This is a genomic window from Rhizobium sullae (assembly GCF_900169785.1).
In the GTDB taxonomy this organism is placed as follows: domain Bacteria; phylum Pseudomonadota; class Alphaproteobacteria; order Rhizobiales; family Rhizobiaceae; genus Rhizobium; species Rhizobium sullae.
In genome coordinates this window covers 71525-87941 of sequence record NZ_FWER01000014.1, presented here as the reverse complement: position 1 = coordinate 87941, position 16417 = coordinate 71525, and the positions used below count along the sequence as shown (strand labels likewise).

Here is a 16417-nt window from a genome sequence, read left to right as displayed (position 1 = left end):
ATGAGGAGATCTCCGGCAAAAAAGGAGGAGTGGCATGTCATCTGCATTTTGGAATCCAACCCGCCGGCGCTTTCTGGCAGGTTCTGCTGCCATCGGCGCCGCAGGTCTTGTCGGCATGCGGCCGGCATCGGCGGCGGTCGATTGGAAGCGCTTTTCCGGCACGACGCTGGAAGTCAATCTCGTCAAGAGCCCGCGCAGCGAGATCATCATCAAATATCTCGCCGAGTTCGAGGAACTGACCGGTATAAAGGTCAATGCCGAGGCGACGCCGGAACAGCAGCAGCGCCAGAAGACAACGATCGAACTCAGTTCGGGTAAACCGAGTTTCGACGTCGTTCATTTAAGCTACCATGTTCAGAAGCGGCAGTTCGAAAAGGGCGGTTGGCTTGCCGATATAAGCGGCTTTCTCAAGGATCCGTCGCTGACCGATCCGTCTCTGGCCGAGGGCGATTTCGCCGAAGCCGGGCTGCAGTTCGCCAAGGGTGCCGACGGGGTCCTGCGCTCCCTGCCCTTCTCCGTCGACTACTGGATTGTCTACTGGAACAAAGAGCTCTTCGAGAAGAAAGGGCTGTCCTACCCGACGACATTTGACGAGATGGCAAACGCCGCCGAGGCGCTGACCGATGCGTCGAGCAGCACTTATGGTTTCGTTGCCCGCGGCCTGAAAAACGCAAACGTCCCGGTCTGGACGGCCCTCATGCTCGGTTACGGCATGACGCCCCTCGGACCGGACGGCAAACTGCGCACCACATCCGATGAAGCCGTGGAGGCCGCAGCGCTCTACCAGCGCCTGATGACGAAAGCAGCCCCCGTCGGTGTTTCCGGCTTTAACTGGGCCGAAGCGCAATCGGCATTCCTGCAGGGCAAGATCGGCATGTGGCTCGATGGCGTCGGCTTTGCACCGCCAATCGAGAATCCGGATAAATCCCGTGTCGTCGGCAAGGTCGGCTACGGGATCATGCCGAAGGGCCCGAAGGCACAGGCAGCCGCCACGTTTGGCGACGGCATCGGCGTAACGGCCGCGAGCAAGAACAAGGAGGCCGCCTACCTCTTCTGCCAATGGGTGATTTCCCATGACATGGGCGCCCGGCTCCTTCAGGCCGGTGCTGGCGTTCCGTTCCGTCAGTCCATCCTTGAAGATGCCAAGGTCCGCGAAGGCGTCACCATGCCGAGCACATGGGTCGACGCAGTTGTCGGCTCCGGCAAGATTTCGCAGCTCGCCCTGCCGGTCATCATCCCGGTCACCGAGTTCCGGGACATCTATGGTGTCGGCCTGACGAACATGATCGGCGGCGCAGATCCGGCCGCAGAACTCAAGTCCGCGACGGCCCAGTTCGAGCCCGTACTCGCTCGAAGCGAGGGATAATGTCTTCGGTAAGCATTGAAGCCGCGAAAGCGAAGCCAACCAGTGCACGGAGCAAGCCTAGCCGGCTTGCTCCGAACTACTGGCCCTTCGTCGTTCCCGCCTTGATCGTGATCGCGGCAGTCATCGTCTTCCCATGGGTCTTCACCCTGTGGATGAGCGTGAACAGCTGGACGCTCGGCCAGGCTCAGGTCTTTTCAGGCTGGGATAATTATCTGCGTCTGGCGGTCGACGTGCGCTTCTGGGAATCTCTCTGGCATACCGTTCTCTATACGGCACTTGCGGTGATCGGACCCCTGTTTCTGGGAACGCTCGCCGCCCTTATCTTCGACGCGCATTTCCCGCTGCGCGGACTGCTGCGTGGCATATTTGTCATGCCGATGATGGCGACCCCGGTCGCCATCGCGCTCGTCTGGACAATGATGTTTCATCCGCAGCTCGGCGTCCTCAACTATCTTCTCTCATTGATCGGAATTGGGCCTCAGGAATGGATCTACAACCAGAAAAGCGTCATTCCGTCGCTCGTTCTGGTAGAGACCTGGCAGTGGACGCCGCTGATCATGCTGATCGTGCTTGGCGGCCTCGCCGCCTTGCCGCGCGAGCCTTATGAAAGTGCGGAAATCGACGGAGCCAATGCCTGGCAGAAGTTCCGTTATCTCACTTTGCCCATGATTGCGCCCTTCCTTATGATCGGCGTCATCATCCGCAGCATCGATGCGGTGAAAAGCTTCGACATCATCTATGCGATGACGCAGGGCGGACCGGGAACGGCGTCGGAGACCATCAACATCTATCTCTACAATACCGCCTTTTCCTACTACGACATCGGCTACGGATCGGCGATGGCCGTCGTCTTCTTTGTCGTCATCGTCGCGCTCTCCTTCGTTCTGATGATGGTGCGCGCGCGAGCGAACTGGTCGGATACGGAGGCACGCTGATGAAGCGCAAGACGCTCGACCGCATCGGTCTTCTCTTTGCCGCCCTGGTGATGGTTTCGCCCGTCATCCTCTTTTTCCTATGGATGATCTCGCTATCCCTGAAATACGAGATCGACAATGGCGCTTACCCGCCGATCTTCATTCCCGAGCGCTTTGCCTGGTCGAACTACATCAAGGTCTTCGAGGAAAACAATTTCTTCCTGTATTTCTGGAATTCCATCCTCGTGACCGGGGCTGCAACATTGCTGGCGCTTTTGATTGGCGTGCCGGCGGGATATGGTATCGCCCGGCTCAAGGCAGAGCGTTCAGCAATGGTCATTATGATCGCGCGGATGACACCGGGGCTTTCCTTTCTGATCCCTCTCTTCTTGCTGTTCCAATGGCTCAATCTGCTCGGCACACTCTGGCCGCAGATCATCATTCATCTAGTGGTGACCGTGCCAGTCGTCGTCTGGATCATGATTGGCTATTTCGAAACGACGCCGATGGAGCTCGAAGAGGCGGCAAGCATCGACGGAGCAACGCCATGGCAGGTGTTCCGGCTGGTCGCTCTTCCGATCGCCAGGCCCGGCATCGTTGTCGCCTTCATTCTGTCCGTCATCTTCTCGTGGAACAATTTCGTATTCGGCATCGTGCTTGCCAGCCGTGAAACCCGCACACTGCCGGTGGCAGTCTACAACATGCTCTCCTTCGAGCAGGTCAGTTGGGGACCGCTTGCTGCAGCGGCATTGATCGTTACGCTGCCGGTGCTCGTGCTGACGATGTTCGCCCAAAAGCAGATCGTTGCAGGCCTGACGGCCGGCGCCGTCAAGGGCAGCTGAGTGGCGGGCAACGCGGTTTTGACGACGGATAGATTTTTAAAGGCAACCGACCGACAGCGTCACGTGCTGTGCGTTGGGGCGGCCGTGCTGGATACTTTGTTCCGCATTCGCGAAATGCCGACGGGACAAGGCAAGATCCTGCCATATGAGATGCTGCAGATCGCCGAAGGGATGGCCTCGAGTGCGGCTTACGCTGTGAGCAGGCTTGGTGGGAAAGCAAGCCTCTGGGGTGCCGTCGGTGATGACGAAACGGGCAGGCGCATCATCGGCGATCTCTCTGCCGCCGGCATCGACACAAGCGGAATGCATACAGTGCAAGGCGCAAGATCTGCCGTTTCGACCATTCTTGTCGACGACAATGGTGAGCGTCTTATTGTCCCCTTTTACGATCTCGAACTGCATCGATCCGTCAAACACGTTTCGTCAGCCGACATCGCCGCCTTTGACGCTGTTCTCGTTGACGTTCGGTGGCCGGAACTTGCTCTCAAGGTGCTTGAGATGGCGCGAAGCCTCGGCAAGCCGGCGATCCTGGATGGCGACGTTGCTGCCGACGGGATTATCGAGTTCCTGGCACCGGCAGCAAGCCACATCATTTTTTCCGAGCCCGCAGCAAGCCGGCTGGCAAGGACGGAAGATTGCGCTGCCGCCGTTGCGGTGCTCAAGCAGCGCTTCCCAACGGCGTTTGTCAGCGTCACGGCCGGCGAGAACGGGGCCTATTGGCACGACGATCACGGTAGCTGCGTCATGCATATGACGGCAATGCCTACCAAAACAGTCGACACGCTCGCAGCCGGTGATGTCTTCCATGGCGCGTTTGCACTTGCAGTTGCACAGCAATTGCAGGTCGAGGATGCCATATGCATCTCTTCGGCGGCAGCGGCTCTTAAATGCCAGGTATTCGGCGGGCGCATCGGCGCCCCTGGCAGGGACCGGCTTGCCGATTGCCTCGCACAATGGACGCCGCGGATTTCCCGGTTGTGATTTTGCTTCAACGGCTCCTTGAGGGTCACCTCGTCTGATCCAGCCGCCGTGCTACAGCCGCGTTCCGATCTTCTCGCATGTCCTTACGCTTCTGGGCGCCGCCGATTCACGCAAAACGGGTGTCACGATAAAGTCACGACATCTTTGCTCAAGCCCGTGCTTAGTTGCTTCCGTGGTGCCGTGGAGCGAGTCCGACGAAAATAGGGCCGCCGATGCCGGTGTCCCGGTTTGGGCGACGCCGCGGAAGTAAGCTTGTGCTGGAGCCCACGTTGTTTGGAGCAGGGTCCGGTCGCACAAAGCAGAGATTTTAGTAGCAGGTGTGAATGCCAATCGAATTCAGAAGAATAACCCCTGTCGAGGCAGCCCGCAGTGCGGTGATTATCGTGCAGGCTTACGCCGAGCCTCCTTGGCATGAAGAATGGTCGCTCGAGAACGCGGCCTCGCGTCTGAATGAACTCGCAACAACGCCCGGCTGCCTTGGCTTGGCAGCATTCGAGGCCGAGGAGCCTATCGGCTTTGCCTTTGCCCTTCCCCACACATCAGTGATCGGCCGCGGCCTGCATCTTGCTGAGATAGCCGTATTACCCAACCATCAGAGAAAAGGAATTGGGTCGAGCCTGCTGAGCCGCCTCGAAATCGAAGCCAGGAATATGGGTTATCTGCAGATCTGGCTTGTATCCCAGCAGAGCGGCCGCATCGCGAATTACTACACGGGCAATGGATATGAGCCGTCGAGGAGGCTTCGCGTTTATCTCAAACGGCCTGGCTAACTGCAATGATGATGCAACCGACAGGTAGCAGGGCAAGTGCTCTAGGGCAGCTAGGTGTTCGAGCCCGGAGGTGTTCAAGAAAGTACCTGAAGATCGGCCGTCTGAAACCGAGGAAGGCTGGCGCTCGAGCCGCAAGAAAAACAGCCTTTGCGAGAGCTCAATGGCAAATTGCGCTTGTTGTGCGGAATAACCATATTCCGAAGGGCGCGCTTCGGCGGCATTTGCCCAAGGAAAGCCCCGCGCATTATTAGTCATCATCGGGATTTGTCCATTGAAGCTTGAATTGGATACTGTCTTCCAGTGACGGGAACCAGCAGTGAGCATCCACCGCAGGCGTTCCCGGGCCGCCGCTTGGCGCCTTGAGTATGAAAATGCCACCGTACTTCTTCACGGACCTGGATAGCGCCTCCAAATCCGAATAAGGGACGTTTTTGACGGTAACAGGCCCGAACTCGTCCATTCATTACCCCGGCGATCTGCTCGACGCGAGTATTATCGAATACCGAGGCAATGGAAAGGAACACCTATGAGTAGGGTAAGGGTCGAAGTCACTAAGCCATTCGAACGATACAAGATCGGCGACAGACCCGAACCGTCTGCACGCAGGCATCGACTCTAGAGAAAACAGGGGCCACCGATAAGACGGCCAAGAAGCACTTAGTCAAGGCCGGTGGGACTGCCTCATGCCCTAGGCGCCCGGTTGCAATTGAGGCAAGTGAGAGCTCTCCCCGGCTGCCAACAAGGTGAGAGCCCTAACCTTACCGTTTTCTGGTCATTTGCCCCAACGTATAAGGTCGAAGGAGCATATGGGGATCGTTTGAATTGAGACAACTACTCCCAAAGATGTAGTGTGGTATCTGAGGACCTTCAGAGCCAGATGCGACCGGTGGCATTCAATGCCTCGCTCGACCCGCCAAGTCCGGCGAACTCCCGCCGGCTTCATGACATAATCGCCCGTTTCGGACGCTTCTTCCATCGCAACCCATCTTCGCCGCACGAAGCGGCAGAGGAGAAGCCTATCTCGCCCCGGCGGTGACGCCGGATGATGAAAATTGTCGCAGCGGCCAGGCCGCCGGCTCAGCACGTAAAATCATTTCCGATCGGAAGACTTTGTCATCCAGCAAGCGAATTCTTGCCGATCTATAAGGAGGTCAGCTTTAATGCTTTCGCAGATTTATAGCGTCCATGGACAGTGTCAGATCGAGCAATCCTGTGTCCGCAGCATCCCCGATCTCGTGAGCGATTGCCTTCAGTGCAAGCTCGAGCCAATGCGTCGCACTGACGAGCTCGATATCTTGTGCCGCGGATTTTGCGTACGTGATCATTCGGGCGAGCCCGATAAGCTCATCCAATTCATCAACGGATCTTGCGCTGTGGCTAAAGCCGGCAGGTTTGCTTGCAGAGGTGGTGCTCATCTCGGTCTCCCATTCCAAGGCGAACATATTGGGGACAGCTGCAAAGAGCCCGTGAAAAGCGCGTGACACAACTAGTGCCTGAATTGATTTGATGCTGTGTTCCTCTTAAACTAGCGAAACAAATGTCTCGTTCATCTGCCAGGAATTCTCTCGATGCATATCGGCGTTGCTCGTCGCGCGAACGGCTTCGAGAAGAGCCAGAGCGTCCATTCGTTTTTGATCGACAGCATTTGAGACAAGCAGTGAAATGAGATCCCGCCGCTCCTGCGGGCTGACTGCATCACAATGGGCGACTAGCGATTGCCATGTCCGCTCCTTGAAGAAGATTCGAGCTGCGCTGTCCTCGAGTCTTACCCGCAGATCGTACGCAAGCTGCTTCTGGTTTTCAAGTTTATCGAGGGTTGCCCTGACATTGACGAGCGGCACGGTCAAAGGCTTGTATCCGTATTCCATGGGGCCGTGCAGCAGAGCGACATCCGCATCGTCGACAGTCGCGCCGCTTTCGTATTCATGGAAGATACGGCCGCTGCCAATCATTCCAAAGACTTGGCATTCCGCAGCGCGCAGTGCTCCCATACTGGCCGCACCCAGCACGGCCACGTTCTGTGAAAGCGCTGAAAGTATCTCCTTATGCCATACCGGCGCCGTATACTCGAAGCCGCCATCAATTATTCCAATGACGCCGGCACCACGACGCACGGCCGCAAGAACATCGCCCTGAACTGCCGGGGGGTAGATGAGGACCCCATCTCCGGCGAAGGATGCGGCGTCTGGAAGGCTCGGACCGACGAAGACGATCTTCATGACATGATTGCCTTTGAAACTGCCCGGTTTCCAAAGCGGCGTGCGCGGCCGCCACCGTCCGGATTTTCAAGCGCGGGGATGAAGATTTTCGCGACGCTGAAGGGAAGCGCAGGGTCGCTGAGCGCCAGGACAATGACGTTATCTATCTGCCTTTCCCGCAAGGCATTCAGCGTGTGGTCGAGATGTTGAGACAGAGATTGCGGCTGCGTTGGCGCGATCGTTGCCGGCGTGGCCGGAACAGCCTGGAAGGCACGGCGCGTCTGCAATGGGAGAGGTTTAAGAAACGTCTCGGGCGATATGTCGTCCCGTGCACCGCTGATATAGGTCAATCGGGATTGAGCCGCTTCTGTTAGAGCCCGTATGGTTGCCCGAACGGGCGATGGGTGAGCCCCGCTTCCGGCGGTCACTTCGACAAACCGGACATTTGCGTCGTCACGGACACCATGGGGCCCCAAAATTGCGGTGAAACATGGAATGGCGATATCGCTCGTCATGTCAAAAAGCCGAAGTACCAGCCCGGCCGTTTCGATCTTTTCGATCAACTGATCCAGCGCAGGATCCTGGAAACCGCGTGGATCGATGCAGCGCAAATAGCGGTCTCTGTCATTGCCTACCTGCCAAAGGACATGGGCGTCCCGTTCGATGCGCTCGAGAATGCCATGTAGCATTGCCTCCTTGAGCGTGTTTCCGGACGCCAAGCCATCGGAAGACATCCAGAAGCGGCAATCGCGTGTCCGGTCGAGGACCGCGGCCTCGAAAGGGACATAGATCTCCGTCCCTGACAGGAGTTCCCTGCCAAGCGCCCACTCAATCTCTTCGTCGTCGCCGATATCGTTCTGGTGGAGACCGATGAGGCAGTTCAGCTTCTCGAATCTGTAGCCGGATTCCTGAAGGCGACGCGCGCTTGTTTGGACAGTATCGACGGAAGGATTGCCGGCAATGGCCCGTTCCAAGCCCTCCATGACGGCCGACACCTTCGCATCGTCGTCGCTCAGGCCCTTGCCTTGAGCGACGACGATCGAGCGCGCATTGGGCGTATAGGCACACCAGACCGGTATTCCGATGCGATCGAGACCCGTGTGACGTGCGACACGGGTAATGCCGAAATCAGCCAGAAACGGCTCGACGCGAGTGAGCGTCTCCGACGGCGAGATGGCCCGATCGGAATGTGAAACGGCTTGAAAAGCTGTCAGGGCAGCATCTCAACCGTCGACGTGACCGGAAAAGACTGCCGCCGCCGACGAAACGGCGATGGCAAAATCCACCTTTTTGACGAAGGTTCCGCCATTCTTCCGCAGATCGGCAACTTGCGCCAATTCGCCGGTCGGCGCGCCGAGCCGCTTTACCGTGCCGTTGTCGAGATCGGCAATCCAGAGATCCGCTTCTCCCGTAACAGCAAAAACGACAGCTTTTTCAGTCATTTCCATGAATTTTTCTCCTTAGGTTTATTTCTAAAATCCAGCTTTCAAAAGGCCTTCACGATAAAGGTCCTTCTGCCACTGTTCCTTGAAAGGAACGACAGAGAGCCATTTCTCCACGTCAAACACAGGATTCAGCATTGCTGCACGCTGTCGGTAAAACTGCGCTCGCTTTCGGTCACCCATCATCGCACAGCTTGCCGCAGCAATCCGGTGAGCCGGCGCTTTGTCCTTCATCAGCTCCACATAACCGATTGCGTCTTCATATTGCTCAAGGAAGTAACTCGCTCCCGCTGCGCACCAAAAGTAGGCATCGGGCGATATAGGATTGAGCGAGATCGCTCTCGTTATTTTCGACAATGCCTCACCAGGGCGCGACGCGTGCACGAGCGTGTCAGCGTGGCTGTATATGACGTCGGCAAAATGGGGGCTCAATTCCTCCGCCAAGCTGAGGGCGGAAACGCTGTGGTCAACGTCACCGAGATAAAGCTTGGCGACCCCCAATTCTCGATGTCCGCCGGCGAATTCCGAATCCCCCTCTATGGCCTTGACCGCATTCGTTTCCGCCAGACGCAGCAGTTCCTCGTTCCCCTGCGCGGTCACGAGCCACTCACTCGTATAAGTGCGGGCAAGAGCAGCAAATGCGGGCGAGAAGTTGGGATTGTGCCGAAGGGCCTCCTTGAACGCCGTGCGTGCCCTGCGGATATGAGGCAACGTCAGCTTGCCCACCAAGCTCGCGCCGACGAGATAGGAATGGTATGCCTGCGGATCGGCCTCAATGTTCAATCTGGCCTGCTCGTTCTTCGCCAGCTCTTGCACCAGCGAAGAGGTCAGCCGCTGCGCGATGAGCCGCCTTTGCGTCGGCAAGGCATCCGATGTCATCGTAAAGCGCATTGCCCAGATGACCTCGTCGGTGGGAAAATAGATAAGCTGGGCATAAAGGCCTTCAACCGAAAGCCGCGTTTCAAGGAGATAGGAGATCGAATGCCGGGCAACGACCTGGGCTTTGTCGGAATCGCGGCGAATCTGCTCGGCCGTGTGCGGTGCGACGATAGAGATATTGCGAAGCGCGCAAAGCTCGATGGTGACGTCTTCGATCAAGGCGTTGGCAATGGCGAGCCCGGCGACATGCCCCTGCGGGATTGGCGGAAGCAGCACAACTCGAGGAAGGACCGAAGGCGAAGATTTGCCAGGCTCCAAGCGAACAAGCTTGTCTTGCTCGCTCAATGGCAGAGCGTGGATCTTTGGCCCGCTTACCCTTTCACTCCTGTCCCCGTCAGCCAAACTGGCTCCAGGTAGCCGGCGAAGCATTTCCCTGGTTTCTTCATCGTCCGGGTCCTTCTCAAGGAGATAAAGGCCGGCGCCGGATATCGCCCGGAAGTCGTCGTTGCTTTGAGCATGCGGCAAGGCGCCGAAGAGCGCTTCCCGTAGCTTCAATCGATGGTTCCGGCGCTCTCCCGTAATCCAGCTGTCGATCGATCTGGTTGCAGGCTTTACGCTTCCCATAAAATCCCGCTGAAGCAGCCCGCTGATCGCCCTCAATTGTTCCAACGGAGGCTTGGCGCTATCGAGAGCCTGGAGATCGACGGCAACGGCCTCCGTGCGGAGCCGGATCGAACTGGCCGCGATATGAAGTAGCGGCTCGTTCGTGCTCTCGTCTATCTGGCGAATGCGTGAAATCAGCTTGCGCAGATTAAGCCCCGACAGCTCAGTTTCTGCTTCGGTCCACAGAAACTCCGCCACCTCGTGACGGCTTAGCTCGCGGGTCTTTCGGGTGAACAAATAGGCGACCATCACCAGGCCCTTGGCCGGGTATCGAATAGAATTGCCGTTCGCGTCGGTCAGTCGCAGATCACCAAATGTCTGCAGATACAGCACAGACTATCCTCACGTGGTTTCTACCTGATTGGAACCGTCGCCATCGTTCTCGACCACGCTTGTAGAGCCAAGGCTTCTGGTAAGGGCAAGCAATTTTTGACGGATGTTAGCGTCCTCGATCGCAAGGAATGCCTTGCTGAGCGCCAGACCTTCCTTCGACGTTATGAACAGCGCGACCTCATTCGTCTCACGCCTTGCGTCGACATCGGCTGAGACGGCCGCATCGTTCTCGAAAAAGAAACCGACGGGGACACAAAGAATCTCCGCTATCCGCTGGAGTCTGCTGGCACCTATTCGGTTCGCGCCTTTCTCGTATTTTTGTATCTGCTGAAACGTAATACCCAAGGCATCCGCTAAACTACCTTGGCTCAAGCCAAGAACCTTGCGCCGGAGCCGGACGCGGCCACCCACATATACATCAATGGCATTTGGTGATTTGGCCTTCATGGTGCCCCTCATGGCGCATGTTAAGTGCATCATGGTGCATTTCGGGGAAAATGCAACTAAAGGCGAATTTATTTTGCACGATATTCTTGCTTTTCCTTCACAGATCTTTGTTATGTTTTTTGCTGCAAGTGTTGCCTGTTTCAGTCCCGATATCGGGCTGCCGAGATAATTGCGCGCGGCAGGTCTCAGGATGAGCTTTATTTCTACGCGCAACAATACTGCATGCTATTTAAGATTGTGTCACGCCGATTTCACGCACGAACTCGGCTTTTGCAACTATGTTTCCAGCGTCAATGTTTGGAGCGTTGCGGCCAAGGGCCGACGCGCGACCAGCCGTTGCGTCAGCTTATCCTGCTGCTCAGTCGAGGCAATTGGATGAAGTTATTGACGGTTTCGTCATCGCCAACCGATGCGTCGACACATAGCAAGCACTGTATCATTAATGTCCAGCTACAAGGCGTGCAATGACTGCCGCCAAAAGATCGGAGCTATGAGTGCCATGGAGTTACCTATTATACAGGTCAATCATGCCGATCGTCTTTTTGCCTGCCGGCAGAAGATCGAAGAAGCCGTTCACCAGATCATTTTCAGCGAGAGGCTGGTTGAGTTTACACCAGCGGAGATCGCCATGGCGATCGCCGATATCGCTGATGACTATATTCTCACGATTGCCAAGCAGCATTCGGCAAAGCACTAGCCGGTTCCGGACCCGCCGGCATCTGGCTCAGTATGCTATCCATCGGCGTGGCGCAGGAGGTGCGCCACGCGATAACGGCAGTCTGGGTGAACCGGCATCAACATCCGGCGATGGCAACGTGCCCGTCCGGAGCCAGCCCAGCGTCAGTGTGTAATCCGGAAGTCCGATGGCGCCTCGTCCGGAGAAGCCGGCTCTGTCATGACGCTGGAAACCGACGCGCCGATCGGGCCGTTCCAAAACTGCCTTAACATCTCTCCGATCGCCGCATCCGGCCCGGAGATCAAAGCGGTCACAGTGCCGTCGTACTCGTTGCGCACCCAACCGGTCAGGCCGAGCCCCTGTGCCTGGGCCTTCGTCCAGATGCGGAAGCTGACGCCCTGCACCCTTCCCGATATGTGCACGAGTGTTGCCTTGCGATCATCCGTCATGACCACCTCCGTCAATACCTCTTTTTGAATCTGAAATGCGTGAAAGAAAATGCAAGTTCGCCTGCGCTGCAAAACCTGCCAGCGACGCAATCCCGTTCGTTTGAAACGATCTGTTTATGTGGCTGTAATTCTGACTCATGGCTGGAGCGTCTTCCGCGCGACCTCTTGAACTAAGTATTTGAGAAATTACTTATATACTTAAGCGTGAGGTTCACGCGAGATGGGGCTGGTGGAGCCTCATAGTGGAGGTTGTCATGGCAAACACTTGGATGGAAGGAAAGAAGAGTCAGGATTGGGCGAATCTGGTCCTGGCGGTATGCTTGTTCATCTCGCCGTGGGTCATCGGCTTTTCAGCTGAAACCATGCCGAGCTGGAACGCATGGATCGCCGCAGTTATCCTCGGCGCGCTGACGGTCGCAGCGCTTTCGGTATTCGCTGAATGGGAGGAATGGGCAAATCTGGTGATCGGCCTCTGGATGGTCGTGTCTCCCTGGCTGCTCGGTTTTGCGGCCAATGCGAGCGCGATGTGGACGGCCGTCGTTATGGGAGTGCTCATCGCCGCCGTATCGCTATGGGCAGTCTGGGATGTTCACCATCCCCAAGCTCACGCTTAAGCGCAGACGCGGAGCCTGATATTGCAAAAGCCCGCTGCTGCCGAGCGGCGGGCCAATTTGTTTTAGCCGTACAGATAGTTCGGAAGCCAGAGGATCATGCCCGGCCAAATATACATGATGATCATGCAGAGGATAACGATCAGCATGTAGGGCATCATCCCCGCAAAGATCTGGTTGAGGGTGACGTGCGGCGGTGAGACCCCCTTGAGATAATAAGCCGACATCGCCACCGGCGGCGACAGGAACGCTGCTTGCAGATTGACGAAGACGAGGACGCCCCAAAGGATCGGGTCGATATCGAAATGCCGCAGCATCGGCAGAAAGATCGGCACGAAGATGATGATGATCTCCGTCCATTCAAGCGGCCAGCCGAGAATGAAGATGATTGCCTGAGACAGGATCATGAACTGCACCGGCGTCAGACTAAGCGCCAGCACCCATTCTTCGATCAGCGCTTGACCGCCGAGAATGGCGAAAACGGCGGAGAAGAGCGCCGAGCCGACAAAGAGCCAGCACACCATCGCCGTCGTCTTCGCAGTCAGGAACACCGCTTCCTTGGTGCGCTTCCAGTTGAGCGTTCGCGCCTGGAACGCCAGCAGGAAGGCGCCAGCCGCACCGACTGCGGCGGACTCCGTCGCAGTCGTGATCCCGAACAGAATGACGGCGAGCACGACGACGGTGAGAATCGCAAGCGGCATGACGGAGGAAACCAGAAGTTTCACGACCTGAAGCCTCTCAGCACCCATGTTGCGATAGTAGCGGACAAGTACCGCTGCAGCGATTGCGGCGACGAGCGCGAACGACACGTAAAAGCTCGTCGTCGGGCCATTGGCCACCGCCTGCCCCGCATCCGCAGTAGGCGCGCCGAGTTGCTCCAGCCCTTCCGGGGCCTCCGCCTCAGAGGACGCCCGCTGATAGATGACGACGTACCACCACACCAGGAGCAACATGAATGCTGTCAAGGAAAAGGGCACGAGCGCTGCGCCGAAGTTCTTGAGGAGCTTCCAGTAAGTAAGCCGTCCCTCATCCGTCTCCATCGTCATCGCCTTCGACGGCGACACCAATGCGCGCAGAAGTCCGACAAGCATGTTTTGCGAGTAGGCCGCCTGAAGACTGCGCATCCAGCCTGCAACCGGAACCCGTGTCTGCTCCTCGGGCAGGGACGGCGCGATCTTCGGGTTGATCGTCGCCCAGCCTAGAATATAGGCCAGATAGAGGAACGCGAGGAAGAAGCCGGGAAACATCGCGGCGGCATAGAGCTTGACCACGGATTGCCCCGCGACCGCCGCATAGACGATGATCATCACCGAGGGCGGGATGAGAATGCCCAGTGTGCCGCCAGCGGTGATGACGCCGGACGCGAGTTTCACGTCGTAGCCTGCCCGCAGCATCGGGTTCATGGCGATCACCCCCATCAGCACGACAACGGCGCCGACGAGGCCGCTCGCAATCCCCCAGAAGGTGCAAACGATCAGTGTCGCCACGGCAAGCGACGCCGGCACCCGCCGGAACGAAAGCTGGATGCTGTAGAACATTTTGTCGACCAGCGCTCCCCGCTCCATCACATAGCCCATGAGTACGAAGAGCGGGATGGAGATCAGCACGTCGTTGGTCATTGCGCCGTATGTGCGCTGAACCATCAGGTCGAAGACGCGATTGTCGATCCAGTGCTCGGCCGGATTATAGAAGGCGTAGAAGCCGAAGAGCATTCCGAGGCCCATCAGCGTGAAAGCCGTCGGGAACCCCATCATGATGACGATCACGATGAGCATCAGCATCGTCATTCCGAGGAACGGATCGCTCATGTCTCGCTGTCTCCCCCAAGCCCCCGTTGCCGCGCCGCGCGGTCGATGTTCTGGGCGCGCTCGATCGCCGCCTGGCGCGTCTCCGCATCTACGTGTTCGCTCTGCGCAAGCTGCTCGGCAACAACATCGATTTCCTCTACATCCTTGAGCCGGGCCGGCCATGCTCCGGTCCTCAGGCAGACGATGCAGCGCGCGATCTCGGCAAGACCTTGCAGCATGACGAGCGCACCGGCCACCGGAATGACGGTCTTGAAGTAATAGATCGGCGGCCCTTCCGCCGTCACGGTCGAATGCTCGCCGATCCGCCAGGAAAGTGCGGCGTAGTCATAACCCGCATAAACGAGAGCGGCGACGCCCGGCAGGAAGAAGACGATGTACAGGACGAGATCGAGTGCAGCCTGGGTCCGGGGCTTTAGCGAGCTGTAGAGAAAATCGCCGCGCACATGGGCATTCTGTGCCAGCGCATAGGCTCCAGCGAGCATGAAGAGCGTGCCGTAGAACATGTTGCTGGCGTCGAAGATCCACGCCGTCGGCATGTTCATGATGTAGCGCTTGAAGACCTCGACGCAAACGAGCATCATCAGGCCGATGATGAGCCAGGCCGAAGCCTTTCCAACCCACACGCTGATGGCATCCACCCTGAGCAGAAAATGTTGAACGTTCACGCGTGCCTCCGGAAGCGCCTATCTTCACCGCAAGCATCACCGGGTCTTCTGCCCGGCGATGCCCGAATTCACGCGTCAGAGTTCCTTCGCCACGCCGTCCTTCCCGAAGTAATGATCAAAGACCAGCCGCCGGCCGACGACAGTGTCCTGCTCCCATCTCGTTGCCCGCTCCGCAAAGGCGATTTGCGATTCGAGGATTTCCTTGAACAGCGGGTTTTCGCCGGCCTTCTTCTTTACGACCTCGTCGTAAACCTCCAATTGCCTTTTGAGGATCGCCTCCGGCGTCTTGTAGAACTTCACCTTGTCGACCGTCTGCATCTCGGCATAGTCTTTCGAATAGCGGTCGATCGCTTTCCAGGCCATATCCTGAGACGCCGCCTCGACCGCATTGGCGATGATCGCCTTCATCTGGTCGGGCAGGCCGTCATATTTTGTCTTGTTGAACAGGATCTCGAACTGCTCGGCATTCTGGTGATAGCCCTGCAGCATGCAGATCTTCGAGACATCCGGGAAGCCGAGCACTCGGTCGGACGAGGCATTATTGAACTCGGCCGCGTCAAGCAGGCCACGATCCAACGCCGCAACGATCTCGCCAGCCGGCAGCGCATTGACCGCTGCACCGAGAGCGGTGAACACGTCGATGGAAATGCCGACGGTGCGGAACTTCAGGCCTTGGATATCCTCGACCTTGGCGACCGGCTTCTTGAACCAGCCGAGCGGTTGCGTCGGCATCGGCCCATAAGGAAACGAAACGACATTCGCGCCGATCGACTCGTAAAGCTTGGCAAGCAGCTCCTTGCCACCACCATATTTGTGCCATGCGAGCAGCATGTTGGCATCCATCGCGAAGCCAGGGCCGGAGCCCCACAGCGCCAGCGCGGTTTGCTTTCCATAATGGTAGACGAGCACGCCGTGACCGCCGTCGAGCGTTCCTTGAGAGACCGCGTCGAGCAGACCGAATGCCGGCACCACGGCGCCCGCAGGCAGCACCTCGATCTTGAGGTCCCCACCGGTCATGTCGTTGACCTTCTTGGCGAAATCGAGCGCGAATTCGTGAAATATATCCTTGGAGGGCCAAGTGCTCTGCCAGCGCATGTTGACCGGCCCCTGCGCCTTGACGACGTTTGGTGCCGCGATCATCGCCGCGCCGGCCATGGCAGCGCCGCTTAGGAATTTGCGACGCGACGTTTGTTCCCTGACACGGATTCCGCGTTTCATCTCTTCCTCCCGAAAGCATGGGCTTTCTCGCCCTTAATGGAGCGGGATGAGGAAAGGGATGCAGTTTTCCGCCCGCATCCCGCTCGCAATCTTATCTTAACTTTAGATAATACTCCTCAATCAGCCCCAAGCAAAGATTGCAGGAAAGAACAGTT

The 16417-nt window shown here is 57.6% G+C and carries 17 protein-coding genes; 7 read left to right on the top strand and 10 right to left on the bottom strand.

The features are described from left to right. Window positions 1–34 precede the first annotated feature (34 nt). The 5 genes from BN1800_RS14570 to BN1800_RS14550 all read left to right on the top strand — a co-directional run bounded on the left by BN1800_RS14570 (window position 35) and on the right by BN1800_RS14550 (window position 4873). On the top strand, window positions 35–1366 hold the full coding sequence (locus BN1800_RS14570) for an ABC transporter substrate-binding protein (RefSeq protein WP_086998639.1): 1332 nt from the start codon (window positions 35–37) through the stop codon (window positions 1364–1366). After that, window positions 1366–2301 carry a carbohydrate ABC transporter permease gene (locus tag BN1800_RS14565; protein WP_086998637.1) on the top strand — a complete coding sequence of 312 codons (936 nt, stop codon included), beginning with the start codon at window positions 1366–1368 and terminating at the stop codon, window positions 2299–2301. The genes BN1800_RS14570 and BN1800_RS14565 overlap by 1 nt, the downstream gene beginning before the upstream one ends. Next, complete coding sequence (locus BN1800_RS14560; RefSeq protein ID WP_027511382.1) at window positions 2301–3122, top strand: carbohydrate ABC transporter permease; 822 nt, start codon at window positions 2301–2303, stop codon at window positions 3120–3122. The genes BN1800_RS14565 and BN1800_RS14560 overlap by 1 nt, the downstream gene beginning before the upstream one ends. 18 nt (window positions 3123–3140) lie before the next feature. Next, window positions 3141–4103: a sugar kinase gene (locus BN1800_RS14555; protein ID WP_086998726.1), complete on the top strand. Its 963-nt coding sequence runs from the start codon at window positions 3141–3143 to the stop codon at window positions 4101–4103. 323 nt (window positions 4104–4426) lie between these two features. Continuing rightward, window positions 4427–4873, top strand: a complete 447-nt coding sequence (locus tag BN1800_RS14550) for a GNAT family N-acetyltransferase (RefSeq protein ID WP_027511384.1) — start codon at window positions 4427–4429, stop codon at window positions 4871–4873. A 1157-nt stretch (window positions 4874–6030) separates the two neighbouring features. On the opposite strand, the gene BN1800_RS14540 is transcribed toward BN1800_RS14550, so the two are convergent. From BN1800_RS14540 to BN1800_RS14515, 6 genes are all read right to left on the bottom strand, one after another. Beyond that, complete coding sequence (locus BN1800_RS14540; protein WP_179213793.1) at window positions 6031–6288, bottom strand: hypothetical protein; 258 nt, start codon at window positions 6286–6288, stop codon at window positions 6031–6033. Window positions 6289–6393: 105 nt separating this feature from the next. After that, complete coding sequence (locus BN1800_RS14535; RefSeq protein WP_086998631.1) at window positions 6394–7092, bottom strand: TfuA-like protein; 699 nt, start codon at window positions 7090–7092, stop codon at window positions 6394–6396. Further along, window positions 7089–8246 carry a YcaO-like family protein gene (locus BN1800_RS14530; protein WP_086998628.1) on the bottom strand — a complete coding sequence of 386 codons (1158 nt, stop codon included), beginning with the start codon at window positions 8244–8246 and terminating at the stop codon, window positions 7089–7091. Before BN1800_RS14530 ends, BN1800_RS14535 begins: the two co-directional genes overlap by 4 nt. Window positions 8247–8294: 48 nt before the next feature. Further along, a complete protein-coding gene (locus BN1800_RS14525; RefSeq protein WP_425299007.1) occupies window positions 8295–8519 on the bottom strand; it encodes a hypothetical protein in 225 nt (74 codons plus the stop codon). A 24-nt stretch (window positions 8520–8543) separates the two neighbouring features. Next, window positions 8544–10388 carry a peptide antibiotic resistance protein gene (locus tag BN1800_RS14520; protein ID WP_086998626.1) on the bottom strand — a complete coding sequence of 615 codons (1845 nt, stop codon included), beginning with the start codon at window positions 10386–10388 and terminating at the stop codon, window positions 8544–8546. A 9-nt stretch (window positions 10389–10397) separates the two neighbouring features. After that, the gene (locus tag BN1800_RS14515; RefSeq protein ID WP_086998719.1) at window positions 10398–10835 is read right to left on the bottom strand and encodes a helix-turn-helix domain-containing protein; all 438 of its coding nucleotides are present in this window, start codon (window positions 10833–10835) and stop codon (window positions 10398–10400) included. Window positions 10836–11325: 490 nt separating this feature from the next. On the opposite strand from BN1800_RS14515, the gene BN1800_RS14510 reads away from it, so the two are divergent. Next, the gene (locus tag BN1800_RS14510; RefSeq protein WP_342210303.1) at window positions 11326–11532 is read left to right on the top strand and encodes a hypothetical protein; all 207 of its coding nucleotides are present in this window, start codon (window positions 11326–11328) and stop codon (window positions 11530–11532) included. A gap of 143 nt (window positions 11533–11675) precedes the next feature. Here the strand turns inward: BN1800_RS14510 and BN1800_RS14505 are convergent, their stop codons facing one another. Next, window positions 11676–11960: an acylphosphatase gene (locus BN1800_RS14505; RefSeq protein ID WP_027511393.1), complete on the bottom strand. Its 285-nt coding sequence runs from the start codon at window positions 11958–11960 to the stop codon at window positions 11676–11678. Between the two features lie 254 nt (window positions 11961–12214). Between BN1800_RS14505 and BN1800_RS14500 the strand changes: the two genes are divergently transcribed. Continuing rightward, complete coding sequence (locus tag BN1800_RS14500; protein WP_027511394.1) at window positions 12215–12574, top strand: SPW repeat protein; 360 nt, start codon at window positions 12215–12217, stop codon at window positions 12572–12574. Window positions 12575–12636: 62 nt separating this feature from the next. Here BN1800_RS14500 and BN1800_RS14495 read toward each other — a convergent pair whose 3' ends face one another. The 3 genes from BN1800_RS14495 to BN1800_RS14485 form a co-directional block, all read right to left on the bottom strand. Next, the gene (locus tag BN1800_RS14495; RefSeq protein WP_086998620.1) at window positions 12637–14379 is read right to left on the bottom strand and encodes a TRAP transporter large permease; all 1743 of its coding nucleotides are present in this window, start codon (window positions 14377–14379) and stop codon (window positions 12637–12639) included. After that, window positions 14376–15044: a TRAP transporter small permease subunit gene (locus tag BN1800_RS14490; RefSeq protein WP_027511396.1), complete on the bottom strand. Its 669-nt coding sequence runs from the start codon at window positions 15042–15044 to the stop codon at window positions 14376–14378. Before BN1800_RS14490 ends, BN1800_RS14495 begins: the two co-directional genes overlap by 4 nt. A 75-nt stretch (window positions 15045–15119) precedes the next feature. Continuing rightward, window positions 15120–16262, bottom strand: a complete 1143-nt coding sequence (locus tag BN1800_RS14485) for a TRAP transporter substrate-binding protein (protein ID WP_027511397.1) — start codon at window positions 16260–16262, stop codon at window positions 15120–15122. Window positions 16263–16417 lie beyond the last annotated feature (155 nt).